13 protein-coding genes are annotated in these 15528 nt (G+C 49.2%); 5 read left to right on the top strand and 8 right to left on the bottom strand.

Annotated elements, in window-relative coordinates; translation table 11 throughout:
* Nucleotides 1-82 precede the first annotated feature (82 nt).
* The 4 genes from CLV36_RS13935 to CLV36_RS13920 all read right to left on the bottom strand — a co-directional run bounded on the left by CLV36_RS13935 (nucleotide 83) and on the right by CLV36_RS13920 (nucleotide 3943).
* Complete coding sequence (locus tag CLV36_RS13935) at nucleotides 83-514, bottom strand: GNAT family N-acetyltransferase (RefSeq protein WP_106343105.1); 432 nt, start codon at nucleotides 512-514, stop codon at nucleotides 83-85.
* 160 nt (nucleotides 515-674) lie between these two features.
* Entirely contained in the window at nucleotides 675-2195 is a 1521-nt protein-coding gene (locus CLV36_RS13930) for a class I adenylate-forming enzyme family protein (RefSeq protein WP_106343077.1), read from the bottom strand.
* A gap of 283 nt (nucleotides 2196-2478) precedes the next feature.
* Entirely contained in the window at nucleotides 2479-3246 is a 768-nt protein-coding gene (locus CLV36_RS13925; protein WP_022737221.1) for a dioxygenase family protein, read from the bottom strand.
* A 157-nt stretch (nucleotides 3247-3403) separates the two neighbouring features.
* A complete protein-coding gene (locus CLV36_RS13920) occupies nucleotides 3404-3943 on the bottom strand; it encodes a superoxide dismutase family protein (protein ID WP_022737220.1) in 540 nt (179 codons plus the stop codon).
* A gap of 213 nt (nucleotides 3944-4156) precedes the next feature.
* Between CLV36_RS13920 and CLV36_RS13915 the strand changes: the two genes are divergently transcribed.
* Together CLV36_RS13915 and CLV36_RS13910 are read left to right on the top strand one after the other, a co-directional pair.
* Complete coding sequence (locus CLV36_RS13915) at nucleotides 4157-4657, top strand: NfeD family membrane protein (protein WP_106343076.1); 501 nt, start codon at nucleotides 4157-4159, stop codon at nucleotides 4655-4657.
* Between the two features lie 23 nt (nucleotides 4658-4680).
* The gene (locus tag CLV36_RS13910; protein ID WP_102991700.1) at nucleotides 4681-6189 is read left to right on the top strand and encodes a flotillin lipid rafts scaffold protein FloT; all 1509 of its coding nucleotides are present in this window, start codon (nucleotides 4681-4683) and stop codon (nucleotides 6187-6189) included.
* A 54-nt stretch (nucleotides 6190-6243) separates the two neighbouring features.
* Here CLV36_RS13910 and CLV36_RS13905 read toward each other — a convergent pair whose 3' ends face one another.
* The 4 genes from CLV36_RS13905 to CLV36_RS13890 all read right to left on the bottom strand — a co-directional run bounded on the left by CLV36_RS13905 (nucleotide 6244) and on the right by CLV36_RS13890 (nucleotide 10760).
* The gene (locus tag CLV36_RS13905) at nucleotides 6244-7857 is read right to left on the bottom strand and encodes an MDR family MFS transporter (RefSeq protein ID WP_106343075.1); all 1614 of its coding nucleotides are present in this window, start codon (nucleotides 7855-7857) and stop codon (nucleotides 6244-6246) included.
* A gap of 105 nt (nucleotides 7858-7962) precedes the next feature.
* Nucleotides 7963-8403 carry a MarR family winged helix-turn-helix transcriptional regulator gene (locus CLV36_RS13900; RefSeq protein ID WP_106343074.1) on the bottom strand — a complete coding sequence of 147 codons (441 nt, stop codon included), beginning with the start codon at nucleotides 8401-8403 and terminating at the stop codon, nucleotides 7963-7965.
* A gap of 154 nt (nucleotides 8404-8557) precedes the next feature.
* The gene (locus CLV36_RS13895) at nucleotides 8558-9916 is read right to left on the bottom strand and encodes an MDR family MFS transporter (protein ID WP_106343073.1); all 1359 of its coding nucleotides are present in this window, start codon (nucleotides 9914-9916) and stop codon (nucleotides 8558-8560) included.
* Between the two features lie 223 nt (nucleotides 9917-10139).
* Nucleotides 10140-10760, bottom strand: coding sequence for an RraA family protein (locus tag CLV36_RS13890; RefSeq protein ID WP_106343072.1), 621 nt, complete (start codon nucleotides 10758-10760; stop codon nucleotides 10140-10142).
* Between the two features lie 229 nt (nucleotides 10761-10989).
* Between CLV36_RS13890 and CLV36_RS13885 the strand changes: the two genes are divergently transcribed.
* From CLV36_RS13885 to CLV36_RS13875, 3 genes are all read left to right on the top strand, one after another.
* Complete coding sequence (locus CLV36_RS13885) at nucleotides 10990-11637, top strand: response regulator transcription factor (RefSeq protein WP_106343071.1); 648 nt, start codon at nucleotides 10990-10992, stop codon at nucleotides 11635-11637.
* Nucleotides 11630-13027: a sensor histidine kinase gene (locus CLV36_RS13880; RefSeq protein WP_106343070.1), complete on the top strand. Its 1398-nt coding sequence runs from the start codon at nucleotides 11630-11632 to the stop codon at nucleotides 13025-13027. The genes CLV36_RS13885 and CLV36_RS13880 overlap by 8 nt, the downstream gene beginning before the upstream one ends.
* A 63-nt stretch (nucleotides 13028-13090) precedes the next feature.
* Nucleotides 13091-15388 carry a glycoside hydrolase gene (locus CLV36_RS13875; RefSeq protein WP_106343069.1) on the top strand — a complete coding sequence of 766 codons (2298 nt, stop codon included), beginning with the start codon at nucleotides 13091-13093 and terminating at the stop codon, nucleotides 15386-15388.
* Nucleotides 15389-15528: the final 140 nt, after the last annotated feature.

Below are 15528 nucleotides of genomic sequence, written 5' to 3'. Positions count from 1 at the left end.
AGGGGATGCACCTGATCCACTCATCAACCAGCGTTCCCCCGCTCCTCCCACCTTATCCACGAGTGGCAGATCTTCACCGCGACTAAGCTTCTGACAGGGTCTTAACCATCAGCACATGGGGAATACCGTCTTCCATGAACACGGCTGACGCAGTAGTGTAGCCCAACTTTTTGTAAAAGCCTTCCGCATGCGTTTGCGCATGCAATTTGGCAGAGGTGGCGCCTTGTTCCCGCGCCACTTCCTCCAACGCGCGGATGATCACTTTGCCCAATCCGTGTTTGCGGTACGCGGGCAAAATGCAGATACGTTCCAGCTTGGCAACGCCTTCCACCATTCGCACCCTACCCGTTCCAACCGGTTGCCCCTCGGCATGCACGAGGATGTGCACGGCTTGTTCCTCATGCTCATCAAATTCGTCTTCCAACAGCACGCCTTGCTCTTCAACAAACACGGTCCGCCTAATCCGAAATGCCGCCTCCAATTCCTCTTTTCCGACTACCCGTTTCGCTTCCATCATTGCACCATCCCTTTCTGCCATAGGCATGCCCGCAACTTACCACTTCAGTATAATCCATACCCATATTTTTGAGAACGTGACTGCCAGCTGCTCGCCAACCTTTGACACGTATAAAACGCGCCTGCATCGAGCGGGCGCGTTTCACCTAACCATTCCTTTATACTTTAGTGGGGCTCTCATTGTTCGCATGGGCGCGCAACACATACTTCAACACCTTGCCCATGCTGTTTTTTGGCAACTCATTGATAAATTCCACATCGATCAACTTATAATCGGCCAGATGGCGCCGCGCATGGGTCATAACGTCATCCTCTGTCAACGAAGCACCGTCGGCTTTAACCACATATGCCCGGGGGAGCTCACCCCATACAGGGTCTTTGACCCCTACCACCGCCACTTCCGCAACGCCGTCCAGTTGATGGATTACGTCTTCCACTTGGGCGGGGAACACTTTCTCTCCCCCGCAGATCACCATGTCCCGCAGGCGGTCGATCACATACAAGTAGCCGTCTTCATCCAATTTCCCCACATCTTTGGTATAGTACCAGCCGTTTTTCAGCACCTTGTCCGTTTCCTCTTGATTGTTCCAATAACCTGCGAACACCGAGTCGCCGCGCACCACAATCTCCCCGATTTCCCCCGTCGGGCATTCTTGGCCTGTCAGCGGATCAAGGATTTTGATTTGGGTCAGATACAGCCCCTTGCCGGCCGAATGGCATCGATTCAAGTCCATCTCCGGCAAGAAGTACGTAATCGCGCCCGTGTATTCCGTCGCGCCGTACACCTGGATGATAGAGAAGCCAAGATCGTCAAACTCCCTGATAAGCCGTTCGGGCACCCGGGACCCGCCGCAGACGATTCCCCGCAGGCTGAACAAATCCTTGTCGATCGTTTTCAACATTTCCAACATAAACGGCAACATCGCCGGCACCGACATCATGTTGTTGATCTTCTCTTCGTCAATCAGCTCCCACAATTGGGAAGGGGTGAAGTTGGGCGCCATCACCAACGTGATACCGCGAATCAAAGCGTTGACGATAAACACCATCCCACTGACGTGAAACAGTGGCGTCACAAACAAAAAGCGATCAGCAAAACGCAAATCAAGCGTGTTGACATTGGCTACTCCCGCCGCGTACACATTGGCATGAGTACACATCACGCCTTTGGGCTGGCCGGTGGTACCAGAGGTATAAATGATCATGGCAGTATCCCATTCAGTGACCGTCGCGGCCGGCTCCTTAGTGGAGGCGATTTCAAAGATGCTCTTGAAATGCTCGTCCATCTCTTCTCCCACCGCTGCGCGGATCACTTTTTCGACACATGGAGGAAGCGAGGTCAGTGCCTCCCTGAACTCTTCATCGTAAAACAGGATTTTCGCTTGGCAGTCCTCAACGATGTATCGAACCTCGGCCGGTTTCAACCGTGTGTTGATCGGCACGGCAATGGCACCGATCTTGGCCGCAGCCAAATATATGATAGGAAAAGCGTATGTATTTTTGCAAATAAATGCAACGCGGTCACCAGGTTCCACGTGCAAATCCAATAGATAGTTAGCCAATTGATTAACCTTTTCTTTATATTCCTGGAACGTGATCCGTTCACCGTGACTCACCAAGGCTTCCAGTCCTGGTGATAATGCGGCACGCGCATCTAACAATTTTCCAATCGTTGTCATGTTGTTAACCTCCCCCAAGATGCATGTCCGATATAAATGATAATAATACCTATCCAAATAATATACAAACCAGAATCTTTCCGTTCGATGGACTGAAATCTATCACGATCATCTATACATACAAAAAAGTCCTTTTTCCGAAACTTCTCGAAAAAAGGACTTTTCGTTTAGGGGTATAGTTGATAAAAACGCATTTCCATTTACTTCACGCCTGATGAAGCACGCGCCCACTTGTTTTGCCAGACAGTCCTAGAGTCTTCCTTGGTAATAAGGTGATCGCTCCTTAAAATTGCAGGCACAGATAGCTCAATGTTCCCAAGTCATAACTACGGTGTAGCACTTTGGCTTCCGCCTGCGGACTTCCGCTACCCATGGCGATGAAAAGCGGGACAAAGTGTTCCGGTCTGGGGACGGCCATGCCGGCATAAGGGGCCAACTCTGCGTATCGGAACAAGTTGTCCCAATCCTTGGCTTGCACCTTTTCCACCAGCCAATCGTCAAAGGAGACGGCCCAAGGTTCAGAGGTGGTCTGTTCCCACTTGAGCTCCCGCAAATTATGCACGGTCACACCGCTTCCGATCACCAAGATCCCTTGGTCTCCGATTCCGCGCAAACATGCCCCTATATTGAACTGTGTCTCAGGAGGCAAAAAAGGATGGACAGAAAGCTGGATTACCGGTATATCGGCTTGTGGGTACATACGATGCAACAGCGTCCATGAACCATGATCCAATCCCCGTGAGCGGTCTTTACGAACCTCGATCCCACCATCAGCAAACATCTCAGCCAACCGTTCGGCTAACTGTACCGATCCTTTGGCCGGATAGCGAATGGCGTATAGCTCTTCTGGAAAACCATAAAAATCATGAATCGTTTCATACACGCCATCAGTGGAGGAAATGCTTTGCACTTCACTTTCCCAATGCGCTGAAAAAATGACAATCGCTTTTGGTTTAAACGTTTGGCCGAGCCGCTCAAGAAACTGCGTGTAATCTGTCTGTTCGATAGCCAACATCGGCGATCCATGTGCCAAAAATAAGGCGGGAAGCATGAAAACCCCTCCGAACGTACGATGATTTAAAATTACTTTATGTTAGTTACTTTATATAAATAAACCATCTGCGTCAAGAAAGAGCGCTTCACAGCTTCCCTCTATTGTGCCCAAAACGAACCAGAGATGAGCAAAGAGATTTTCCCGATCAACCCAATCATGGCTGAATAACGCCACAGGCAACCCGTTTTCCCGAATTTCCCGCAGGATCGGTTTTCAAATCATCTGGTCCTTCATGAATTACCAAGGACGTCCCCCCGCTTTTAAACAACGAATGCGGCTGGCCTTTGGCCAGAGTGACTCCCTTGGCCACTTGCTCGCTGTGCACATTGCCCTTTGCATCAGCGACGATATTATCCAAATCGCCGGCATGGGCGCCGTTGGGGTTCAACTTTCCATGCGCTTTGTGATGAGGATTAAAATGTCCGCCCGCCGATTTGAAATCGGGCGGTGTGCATTGACCCGTTTCATGAATGTGGAAGCCATGTGGCCCTGGAGAAAGCTTGCTCGCCTTGAGCTGGATTTTCACCCCTTCTCCGGCCTTCTCTTCTGTTAACACCGCGGTGCCGATCTTGACTCCTTGCGAATTCAACAGGTTGACGGTGACAGACGGCTTGTCATCGCTAACAGGTACATCGCTGGCACAACCCGTCACGGCTAAGCAAGCCCAAACAAGACAACCCCATTTAATATGCAAACTCCCCAACCCCCTTGACTTTTCCATTTATTCATTATTTTAACAATATTGATCGCGTGTCAAGCGGGAGTTGGGAAATCACTCTCACTACAAAGCAGCTGTCCAGACCTTTTACCAAGATTATTTTCTATAAAATAATATTTCTAAAATTGACAAGCCACGTTATTTCTTCTTTTCGTATAATAAAAAGAGAAGCTGCAAAGGAGGCGCCACATGGATCTGCACATCATTTTTTGGGGGTGTCTAGCCGGCGGATTCCTGTTCGCCATTGTCATGCTTTTGATTGGAGACGGCCTCATGGATGTCGACATCGGCATCCCAGCTATTCATCCGGTCACCCTGGTTGGGGCGATCACCGTGTTCGGCGGAGCTGGATTAATTCTAAGCCAAGCCACCTCGCTCTCCAGCATTGCCAGTCTAGCCGGGGCGCTAATCTCCGCCGTGCTTTCCTCCATTCTGTTGTACATCGGGATTGTGCGGCCAAGTAAATTAACGGAAAATTCCACTGGGTTTCGCTTGGCCGATTTGCGGGGTAAAAAAGGAGAAGTGACCGTCACCATTCCCAGCCATGGTTTTGGAGAAGTCATGATTCTTACCGCCGCTGGCCAAACCAATCAAATTGCCGCAAGCTACGAGCAAACAGAAATTCCCATGGGTTCCACCGTAATCGTCATCGACGTGAAAGACCAAGTTTTATATGTATCTTCACGCTAGCTATCGAAATTGAAAGGAGATTGATGCATTTGGCAACATTCGAAATTATTTTGGTCGTATTCGCTGCATTGGTTTTTCTTGGGATAGCCTTTTGGGCCCGTTACAAAACCGTAGGCGCAGATGAAGCCATGATTGTCACCGGAAGCATGTTGGGAAGCAAAAATGTATTGACCGATGACGCTAACAAGAAAATCAAAATCATTCGCGGCGGTGGCGCTTTTATCGTTCCCATCTTCCAACGGGCCGAAAAATTGAGCCTACTGTCCCATAAGTTGACTGTTTCCACCCCTGAAGTCTACACCGAACAAGGCGTGCCGATCATGGTGGACGGCGTCGCCATCATCAAGATCGGCGGGGCTTTGGAAGATGTGGCGACAGCAGCTGAGCAGTTCATGGGCAAAAGTGATGACGTATTGAACGACGAAGCCCGTGAAGTGCTGGAAGGGCATCTGCGCGCCATTCTTGGCACGATGACAGTAGAAGAAGTGTACAAAAACCGGGAGAAATTCGCCCAAGAAGTGCAAACCGTCGCCGCACGCGACCTGAAGAAAATGGGCTTGCAGATCGTGTCGTTCACCATCAAAGACGTGCGCGACAAAAACGGCTACCTCGAAGCACTCGGCCGGCCCCGCATCGCCATGGTGCGCCGCGACGCCGACATCGCCGAAGCCAACGCCATCCGCGACACAGAAATCCAAACCGCCAAAGCGCGTGAAGAAGGAACCAAAGCTTCTCTCATTTCTGAAACCAACATCGCTGAAGCGCAAAAGAACAAAGAACTGCGCATCTCCGAATTTAAAATCGAACAGGATATGAAACGGGCGGAAGCAGACCAAGCTTACCATTTGCAAGAGAACCGTTTTAAACAACAAGTGGTTCGCGAACAGATGGAAATCGAACTGGTCAAAAAGCAAAAAATGATCGAATTGGAAGAAAAAGAAATTACACGCCGTGAAAAACAATACGATGCCGAAGTACGCAAAAAAGCAGACGCCGACCGCTACGCCAAAGAACAGGAAGCCAAGGCTCTCCGCTTTGAACAGGAAGCCCGCGCCCTAGCAGAAGCCTCTACGATCAAGGCCAAAGGGAATGCCGAAGCGGAAGCAGTCAAAGCCAAAGGATTGGCTAAAGCGGAAGTAGAGAAATTGGAAGGGATTGCCCAAGCAGAAGTCATCCGTGCCAAAGGGTTGGCAGAAGCAGAAGCCAAACAAAAGCTGGCGGAAGCGTTTGAAAGTTACGGGCAAGCCGCTGTGCTTGATCTCATCGCCAAAATGCTGCCTGAACTAGCTAAACAAGTCGCTCAACCGCTGAGCAACATCGATAAGTTGACCGTGGTTGACGCTTCTGGCGAAAACGGCCAAGGTGCCGCCAAAGTGAGCAATTATGTCACCAATTTGATGGCGCAAACTCCGGAAATGCTAAAAAGCGTCTCCGGCATCGACTTGAATCAAATCATCCAAGGGTTGACCCAAACCAACCATATTCCGGTCAAATCGGCGGAACCGACTGCGAAATTAACAGAGAAAGAATAACAAAAAACTCCAGGCACGCTACAGTGCCTGGAGTTTTTTCATCTATTGTGCGGCTTAAGCGGCTTGTTTGTCTTCCCGTTGCTCACTTAAGCGGATTCGTTTTAAAAACAGTGTGAACACAGCTCCTACCACAACAAAGATCAATCCATACAAAAACACTTGATGAAGAGAAGAGACAAGGGCGTCCTTCAGAATGGGGACGATCATGTCTGCCACCTGCGCCGGCATTTGCCGCAACATGTCAGGGTTTAACAAGCCAGAGTACAACCCTTGCGGGTCCGTCTCCACCATCTTTTTGAAGTGAGCCGTCAACTGGCTCGCCCCCGCCGGCAACTTCTCCAAATGGGGCAACAACTGGTCACTCAGCGTTTTAGTAGAGTGATGGTTCATAATCGCCCCCAACACCGTCATGCCAAAGGTGCCGCCAATCTGACGGAAAAACTGGCTAGACGAGGTGACTACCCCCAACTGGTTTTTGGGAAAGCTCTCTTGCAACGCCAGGGTAATGGTTGGCATGACCAGACCCATCCCCAATCCCACCACCATCATGTACAAAGTGGCCACCAGCTGTGTAGTGGTTTCGGTCATGGTCGTCATGAAACCAAAGCCGATGGCGATGATAATCATGCCCGCGACGATCTGCGCCTTGACGCCGATTTTATAAACAATGCGGCCGCCAATGATGCTGGACACAATCATCGTAATCATCATGGGTGTCATGATCGTCCCTGATTCGGTCGCGCTCACACCCACCACGCCTTGCATGAATAACGGAACAAACATGATGGCCCCAAACATGCCCACGCTCATGAAAAAGCCGATTCCGTTGAGCAAGGTGAAAATCTTGTTTTTAAACAAGTGCATCGGCAAGATCGGTTCTTCCACTTTTGATTCGATCACCACAAATGCACTGAGGGAAACAAACGCCACAGCGAACATCCCTAGAATTTGCCAAGAATCCCAATCATAATCGACTCCACCCAGCGTCAGAGCCAACAACAAGCTGACTACCCCGATCACCATGGTGAAGATACCGCCCACATCGATCTTGACTGGGCCAGTTGCCTTATGCGATTTCAAACCCTTGGCGATCAAGATTGTCGCCACAATGCCGACAGGCAAATTAATATAAAACACCCAATGCCAATCCCAATAATCCACAATCCAACCGCCCACTTGCGGCCCGATCACGGAAGAAATCCCATACAGCGCGCCAAAAACACCCTGCCATTTAGCGCGTTCTTTACCGACAAATAGATCCCCGATGATAATCATGGCCATGGGCATCATGATCCCACCACCAAGGCCTTGGAACGCACGGAAAATGATCAGTTGTGTCATATCCTGCGCCAGTCCGCACAAAGCGGAGCCGATCATAAATACCACCAAACCGGTGATATAAATCGCCTTTCTCCCCATCAAATCCGCCAATTTACCGGCGATGGGCACAATCGTGGTCGATGTCAGCATATAAGCGGTGGTCAGCCAGGTCATCAAGCTCAAGCCGCCCAGATCTCCGACGATCCGCGGCATCGCCGTTCCCACAATCGTGCCTTCCAATGCTGCGAACAGCATGGCGATAATCAGTCCCGCAATCAACCAACCGCGGTTGGCCTCGTTCGATTGCGGCGACTCAATCGTGGCTTGCTGCTGAGAAATTTCTGCCATATGAGTACCTCATTTCAAATATATAATTTTGACAAACGATGATTTCTAATCGTTCGCGGATGAGAAAAAACATCTTGTTTTGCTCTTCCTCTTGCGAACTCCTTTCTATTCAGGCGTAATGCCCGCGATTTTTTCACACAAGTCCGTAAGCATCCGAATCTCCGCCTCGGACAGATGCGTCAACTGCTCTTTGAGAATGTTTAAGCGCTTGCTCTTGATCCCTTCCAATCGTTCCTTTCCACCCTCGGTCAAGCGGATGCGGACAATTCTGCGATCCGCCTCGTCATGTTCCCGTGAGACAAACCCATGGTGCACCAGTCGGTCGATAATCGTCGTCACCGCACTGGGTTTCACCTCCATCCACTTGGCCAGGTCGGACACTTTGCTTCCCCCGTTCTTCAGCAGATAGAGCAAAATGTAAAATTGGGTCGAAGTCACTCCTTCCTCTTCCAAGCTCTTTTTCAACCCAGGCTTCATCTGCTCCATCGCCAGCATGATTGCACGGAACAATCGGTTGATGTAGGAGTCCATATTTTGAATGATCATCACCCCAAATATTAAACCGCACAATTAATTATATGACATGAATATAACACAAACCTAAATATTAATGTCAGTTAACCTTTTTGTCAAGAAAATAACTTCTCTCCACACAGAAAAACCCCGCGCGGCAAAAGCCAGCACGGGGAGTGCTCATCGATTAGGGGGATTTTCGCAATAGATGCCAGATGATCCCAGAGAAAACGGCGAATGGAATTAATTTGAGAACCACTTTGACAACAAACACTAATTTGAGATCCAATAACACCCGATAGACGATGTCCACCACCGCCACCTGCCGCCTGAAAGTATATTTCCGATAACCCATGGCGTAAAACCACAAGATCAGGATGGAAATGACCGCGGTAATATTCCACATGGTCAAGCCATCGAACTGCTTCAAGAGCCACCCGCCAAGAATCGGGCCCACGCACAAACCCAGCTGTGCGAAATTGGCCGCCCCATAATAAGCACCGCGGTATCTCTCATCTGCCAATTGATCCGTCAGTTGGTTGGTGACGGGAAAGATAAACATCTCGCCAAAGGTGAGAAATGACATACCCGCTATAAACATGAATGGATTTTCATTCACTGAAAAACAGTAAAAGCCCAGTGTATACAAACAAGAACCCAACACGATGCTACTGAGCGGATGTTTCTTTTCTGACCATTTGGAGATCAGCCGTTGCATTAAAATCACCAGGCCCGCATTAATCACGAGCAAAATGGGATAAATCTTGCTGCCGTCCGGAATTTCATTGGACAAGTAGATGGGCAAATTGGATTCCATTTGGGAGTAAACCATAAAAAACAGCGTGCCTCCCAAGATATAATAACCCAATGCCCGATCTCGGGTAATAACCCGCAGGCAGTTGACCAAATGCGCCCGCCGTTCGGCTGGAGGCTTGTTCAACCGGTGACGGTAGCGGGAAAGCCGAGACCGGAGCATCACGCTATACAAGGCAAAAATGGCTCCCGCGACGGCAAAGGTTTGAATGCCAAGCCAGTGAAACAAATACGCCCCTAGCATGGGACCCGTCACCATCCCCACATTCAGAGCCACATAACGGTAACTAAATACCTGCAACCGCTTTTCTTCTGACGTCAAATCTGACATGCATGCTTGAGAAATCGGGTCAAAAAATGACCGGAACAATCCATGCAAAAAACTCAACACAATAAAATGCACATACTCCGACGCAAACAAATACATGAAAAAAATGCTTGTCCAACCGATCATGGTCAGGTTTAATATACGCCTACGCCCGAACAGATCGGACAATCCTCCGCCAATGATCCCCCCGATCGCCCCTCCAAGGCCGGACATACCGATAACAACCCCTGTTTGAAAGGAGTTAAAATGGAATGTCGACGTCAAGTAAAAGGCTAAAAACGGCAAACTCATAAAAGCGGCAACACGGATAAGCGCCGTTCCAAAAAGGAGAAAGATAACAAGCGGATGCAAGTGATTTTGTAAATATCTGTCTGCGCGCGATGGGTATGATTTCGTTTCAATCATTACAAATATCACCCCGCAGCCCCTATTTCAATTTTAATGTTTCAATAAAAAATATCGCCGATGATTTTTTCATTATTTGTGAACAGTAAAATGAAATTCGATGACAGAGAAACTTTTTCCCCCTTTTCTCACAGCGAAAAAAACCGCGCTTCGTCCAAAACTCTTCTTGTCAATGAAACGAAAAGAACACCCAACCGCCAGGGGATTGGATGTTCTTTTCAGTTCATTTTGAATCTAGCATGCGGTCGATGTAGCGGATGACCGCATCGGGATTTCCCAATAGAGAACGGGCACGTTCTTCATCTTTTGCCAATTTGTCCAACGCTTTTTGCAATACCTCCTGTTCTGACGCGCGCGGAATCACGATCACCCCATCCGCATCACCCACGATCATGTCCCCCGGATGGATCGGAGCCCCTCCGCAGGAAATGGGCACACCCGTTTGTCCCGCCCCCGCTTTGCCGCTGGCGGCCACAGTCGTCCCCCGACAAAAGACGGGGAACCCCAACGCCTTGATGTCGACCGAATCGCGAATGACACCATCCACAACCAGCCCGCCCAACCCCATCGTTTGGGCCATGCCCACCACAAAATCACCGGCTATGGCATTATTCATGTAGCCTTTGGCATCAATGACCACAATATCGCCAGGCTTTGCCTCTCTGATCGCCTTCAGGACGGCCAAGTTGTCGTTCGCCGGCAGATTAACCGTATACGCCCGGCCAGCGATCTTATACTCTTCTTGTAGCGGTTTGATGGCAGGATCAAGGCTGTTCATCCCTTTCATCGCATCAGAGATGCAAGTGGTGGGAATTTCTTTAAATTGGTTGACGATCGGCTCCATCTCGCTTCCTCCTTGTCTAGTTCGTGATGAGAAGTCGGTTGATCACAACCGCAACGGTTTCTCTATTATAACATTTTTCAGAAAATATATTTTATTTTGCCTAACATGACTTTCTTGATGTCAAAAGAAAATTCACCGATCAAGGTGTTAATTTGCGGTAGACTACGATACGTACCCTATTTGCAAACAGGTCTATGTATGAAATATTTTTCAGCAAAGGAATGAAACCATGCGAGTGTTGATAGCAGATGACGAAAAGCCGATGCAATTGATTTTAAAAGCTTATTTTGAAAAAGAAGGATATGAGGTGATGACAGCGGGAGACGGCGAGACCGCCATGCGCCTGTTTTATAGCAAGCCGATCGACCTGGCCATTTTAGATTGGATGATGCCCAACGGCTCTGGGATTCAGGTGTGCCAGGAAATGAAAAAAATCAGGGAAACCAAAGTGTTGCTGTTAACTGCCAAGAGTGAAGTGGAAGATGAACTGTTGGCTTTGGAAGCGGGGGCAGATGATTACCTCCGCAAACCCTTTGATCCGCGCATCTTGTTGGCTAGGGCCAAACGGCTTCTCGGCGCCGATCAGCGATTATGCTATGGAGCACTCATGATCGATTTGGGGGCAAATAAAATTTACCGCGACGGGGTTGACGTAATGGCGACCAAAACCGAATTTGAACTGGTAAAATGCTTGGCCACCCATCCGGGACAAATCTTCGGGCGCAAGCAACTGCTGGACACGGTGTGGGGACTTGATTACATCGGGGAAGAGCGAACCGTAGACACGCACATCCGCCGTGTCCGCGAAAAGATCGGAGCAGGCTGGATCAAAACACATCGCGGCTTGGGATATAGTTGGGAAACGACCAATGAATAAGCTGGGTGCAAAGATCGCCATTAGCGTGTCAGCGGTCATCTTAAGTTTGCTGGTGTGCTTGTTGCTGGTCTCCCATTTCTTCCTTCGTCCCTATTACCTGCATCAGACCAAACAACGATTATTGCAAATCTCGCAAGAACTAGCAGATACGTCCACAGAAAATCTGCCCCGTAAAATCGAATCGCTCAACCAACAAAGTGACGTGGCCATCGTCGCCGTTCCCCGGTCACAGTCACTTGACGCATTAAATGAATATGCGTCCCACTTGCTCGCACGGCAGGGAGTTTCCCTCAATCGGTTTTGGATCACGGCCGAAGTGATCAGTCAACTTGATTCAAGACACTCCGTCAACAAAATTTATGACCAAAAGAAACAAAAATCCAGCTTTTATGTGCGATATATAACAAAAGGAAATGACATCATCTTGATCGGCATTCCCTTGGCACACATGAATGAAATCATTCAGATGATAAATCAATTCAACGGGTTGTTGTTCACCTTGGCGCTTGTCATCGCGTTGATTTGGGTGTGGGCCTTCTCTCGGCGCATCAGCAAGCCGTTGGATCAGCTTAAACGGGCAGCGCAGGAGATCGCGGACCTGAAATTCCAACAAGTGGCCATCCAAACCAACGATGAAATCGAAGAGCTAGCCCACTCCATCAATCAGATGAGCCAGAAGCTACAACAGGCGCATCAGGAGTTGACCCAGAAAAACCAAGACTTGAAGCGCCTGACAGCAGATGTGACGCATGAATTGAAGACCCCCTTGGCTTTGATCCAAGCCTACTCCATGGGCATCAAAGATGATCTGGATGACGGCACCTATCTCGACACGATCGTTTCCCAGGCCGAACGGATGTCCAGCTTAATCGATCAGTTATTAAGCTATGCGAAGTTGGAGCAAGACCCGCTTCACTTGACCCTTTGTCACCCGGTGGCGCTATGGGAATCCTGCCTGGCCCAGCATCGGGTCATCTTCGAAACAGAGAAAATCACCTGCCGTTATGCTGAGCCGTCTCAGCCGGACCAATGGCAAATTCGGGCCGACCCGGAAAAATTGAAAATGGTTTTTCACAACTTGCTTCGCAACGCAACAAAATACACGGATAACGGACAGATTAAGATTCACTGGTCTGCCGGAGAACAACACCTTTTCCTGCATATTGCCAATGGGCTGGCGCAGGAAACGAAACACTTGAACCATATTTGGAAACCGTTTTTCGTCTTAGACGAAGCAAGGGACAAAGGACGCTCCGGAACCGGTCTCGGCCTAGCAGTAGTGAAAACCATTTTGGAACGCCATGGCTATAGCTACAACGTCGAGCAACACGGTGGTTGGATCACGTTTACAATCGGCATGACCCTGGTGCCTCTCACTGACCAAAATTGATCCGGCGAATGCCAAACTGATGTAACATTCACCGCTTAAAGTGGTCTGGCAGGAGGTGCTGAAATGAAAAAGTTGATTTCTGCATGTCTGAGCGGTGCGCTGGTTACAGCCCTGCTCAGCGGATGCCAGAGCGTTGACACAATCAATCCAAAAACAGAGGTGCATGATTACGATTTTACATTTCAGGTTCAGCCTGAAACCTTTGACATCACACTCACCCGGAACGGCGTGAAAGAAAAAGTGTCCAAGCCACTCACCCCGATGCGCGTCACCCGGTTTGAACAGAACCAGACGCAGGCGTCTTGGGAATACCCTGATCAAAAAATCCGCGTAAACCTGACCAAGCAAAAGACTTATTTAGATGTACGCATTCAATCAACCGGCGCGTCAAAATTTGAATGGCCCGTGTTGAGCGGGAAAAGCTACACCCTCCCTTTGTGGGAAGGGAAACAGATTCCCAGCCGAGACCCCCATTGGCAGGCGTACCTCGGTGGCGAAACCTATCACTTCAGCGAAGATTTCTCCATGCGGTTTTTGGCGGCCAATCTAAACCGACATGCCGTTGTGTTCATCGCTGATGACATTTTCAACGATCAAGTGACGTTCCAAAACAACCCGAACCTGGAACTTCATTTTTCACATGAGTTTCCGACCATCAACAAGAAAAAGACGTATGGTTTCCGCCTATATCTGACAGATCAAGACCCGACTCAAATCGTCAAAATCTATCGCCGGCACATTCAGGAGCTTGGCGAGTTCAAAAGCCTTGTCCAAAAAGCAAAAGAAAACCGCAACGTGGCGAAGCTATTTGGCGCTCCCCACATCTATCTGTGGAACGATGGGATACTGACCGACTCCGATTTGCGCTGGCAGAAACTCGATCCACTCTTGAAAGGCCCCACCTTCGGTCGGATGGTGGAAGTGTTGAATGCTAACGCTTCTGACAGCGGACAAGAACTGGCCCAAGTTATAAAAAGTCATACCCCAGGGGCTTGGGATCGTTACCAAAAGCAAGTCATCGTGAGAGCGTTAAACACCGCCCTGAAACTGAAGACATTATACGAACCCAAACACTTCCCACATCCCGATAAAGAGGCCCGCGCCCTTTTGTCCAAAGGGATCGACAAGTTAAGCGAGCAAGAGCTGTATACGTTAAACAAGCACTTGCTAAAAAGCGCTTTGGGGGAAAGTGTGACAGATGTCCAGACATGGGGGGAAGGCATTTCTAATCTCATTCGTGAGATGTCCCGCTCGGGGCTGAACCGAGCATGGATCGGGCTGCCCAACTGGGCTGACGGGCTTATGAATCCGGTTGCCGTGAACACCGCCAATAAAACAGGTTATCTAATTGGCCCTTACGATTCTTACCATTCGATTCATAAAGAGCAGAACATGGATTGGAACACAGCCAGTTTCAAAGACCCCATTCTGTACGAACGAGCTACCATCACGGATGTGAACGGTCAAAAAGTGAAAGGATTCCTGGGCCGGGGTCGCAAGTTGAACCCCACCCTCTCCCTGCCCGCCGTAAACCAACGCGTCCGTGACATCCTCAAAAACGGCATCGCCTTCAACTCTTGGTTTGTGGATTGTGACGCCACTGGTGAGATATATGATGATTACACACCCGAACATCTCACCACACAAGCGCAAGATCTACAGGCGAGATTGAAGCGGATGAATGTCATCGCCACACGCTATCGCATGGTGGTTGGTTCGGAAGGTGGAAACGACTTCGCCAGCCGGGTCATCGCCTTCGCGCATGGAATCGAAACACCCGTGATCGCCTGGAGTGACAAAGATATGCGCCAACACAAACAAAGCCCGTATTATATCGGCGCATATTGGTCTCAGCAAGGCGGAACCCCCGATCGGTTTGGCAAACCCGTTCCCATCAAGGAACGTTATCAGCACATCTACCTTGATCCCGTCTACTCCATTCCACTGTATAAGTTGGTGTACAACGACTCCGTGATCACGACGCACCATTGGGAATGGGGAAGCCTGAAGATTAAAGGAGAAGTCTCTGACCGCATGTTAAAGGAACTACTCTACAATGTCCCGCCCCTTTATCATGTGGATGAACGATCTTGGCAGAAAGACAAAGAGCTGATTAGCGCCTTCATCAAAGTGTGGTCTCCCTTTCACCGAGAAGCCGTGCAACGCGAGTTGACCTCTTTCAACACATTGAGCCCGGACCGTCTCGTACAAGAAACTCGCTTCGGCAAGGACATGCGAGTCATCGCCAATTTTTCCACCCATGCCTACTCTTATCAGGGTGAAACCATCCCTGCCAAATCGGCAGTGATTTACACCGGAACACAAAAACAAATCTTCAACGCCGCCCAATTTGACAACTGATAATCTTCACCCCCATGGTCCATGTCGATCATGGGGGTTTTCACATGGCAATGCAACCGTTTTTTCTCTTGATCTTGTTTATACCGACCATTACAATCATATATGAACATATGCTCATATATTAAAATATAGGAGATGAA

This window comes from Laceyella sediminis (assembly GCF_003003125.1).
Lineage (GTDB): Bacteria > Bacillota > Bacilli > Thermoactinomycetales > Thermoactinomycetaceae > Laceyella > Laceyella tengchongensis.
Note: the sequence above shows the minus strand (reverse complement) of the source record. Positions and strands in the feature narration are given on the sequence as shown.

Excerpts from the sequence above, each read along its gene's own strand:
- CLV36_RS13935 (WP_106343105.1), bottom strand. The coding sequence starts at position 514 with ATGGAAGCGAAACGGGTAGTCGGAAAAGAGGAATTGGAGGCGGCATTT.
- CLV36_RS13930 (WP_106343077.1), bottom strand. The coding sequence starts at position 2,195 with ATGACAACGATTGGAAAATTGTTAGATGCGCGTGCCGCATTATCACCA.
- CLV36_RS13925 (WP_022737221.1), bottom strand. The coding sequence starts at position 3,246 with ATGCTTCCCGCCTTATTTTTGGCACATGGATCGCCGATGTTGGCTATC.
- CLV36_RS13915 (WP_106343076.1), top strand. The coding sequence starts at position 4,157 with ATGGATCTGCACATCATTTTTTGGGGGTGTCTAGCCGGCGGATTCCTG.
- CLV36_RS13910 (WP_102991700.1), top strand. The coding sequence starts at position 4,681 with ATGCATTTGGCAACATTCGAAATTATTTTGGTCGTATTCGCTGCATTG.
- CLV36_RS13905 (WP_106343075.1), bottom strand. The coding sequence starts at position 7,857 with ATGGCAGAAATTTCTCAGCAGCAAGCCACGATTGAGTCGCCGCAATCG.
- CLV36_RS13900 (WP_106343074.1), bottom strand. The coding sequence starts at position 8,403 with ATGATCATTCAAAATATGGACTCCTACATCAACCGATTGTTCCGTGCA.
- CLV36_RS13895 (WP_106343073.1), bottom strand. The coding sequence starts at position 9,916 with ATGATTGAAACGAAATCATACCCATCGCGCGCAGACAGATATTTACAA.
- CLV36_RS13890 (WP_106343072.1), bottom strand. The coding sequence starts at position 10,760 with ATGGAGCCGATCGTCAACCAATTTAAAGAAATTCCCACCACTTGCATC.
- CLV36_RS13885 (WP_106343071.1), top strand. The coding sequence starts at position 10,990 with ATGCGAGTGTTGATAGCAGATGACGAAAAGCCGATGCAATTGATTTTA.
- CLV36_RS13880 (WP_106343070.1), top strand. The coding sequence starts at position 11,630 with ATGAATAAGCTGGGTGCAAAGATCGCCATTAGCGTGTCAGCGGTCATC.
- CLV36_RS13875 (WP_106343069.1), top strand. The coding sequence starts at position 13,091 with ATGAAAAAGTTGATTTCTGCATGTCTGAGCGGTGCGCTGGTTACAGCC.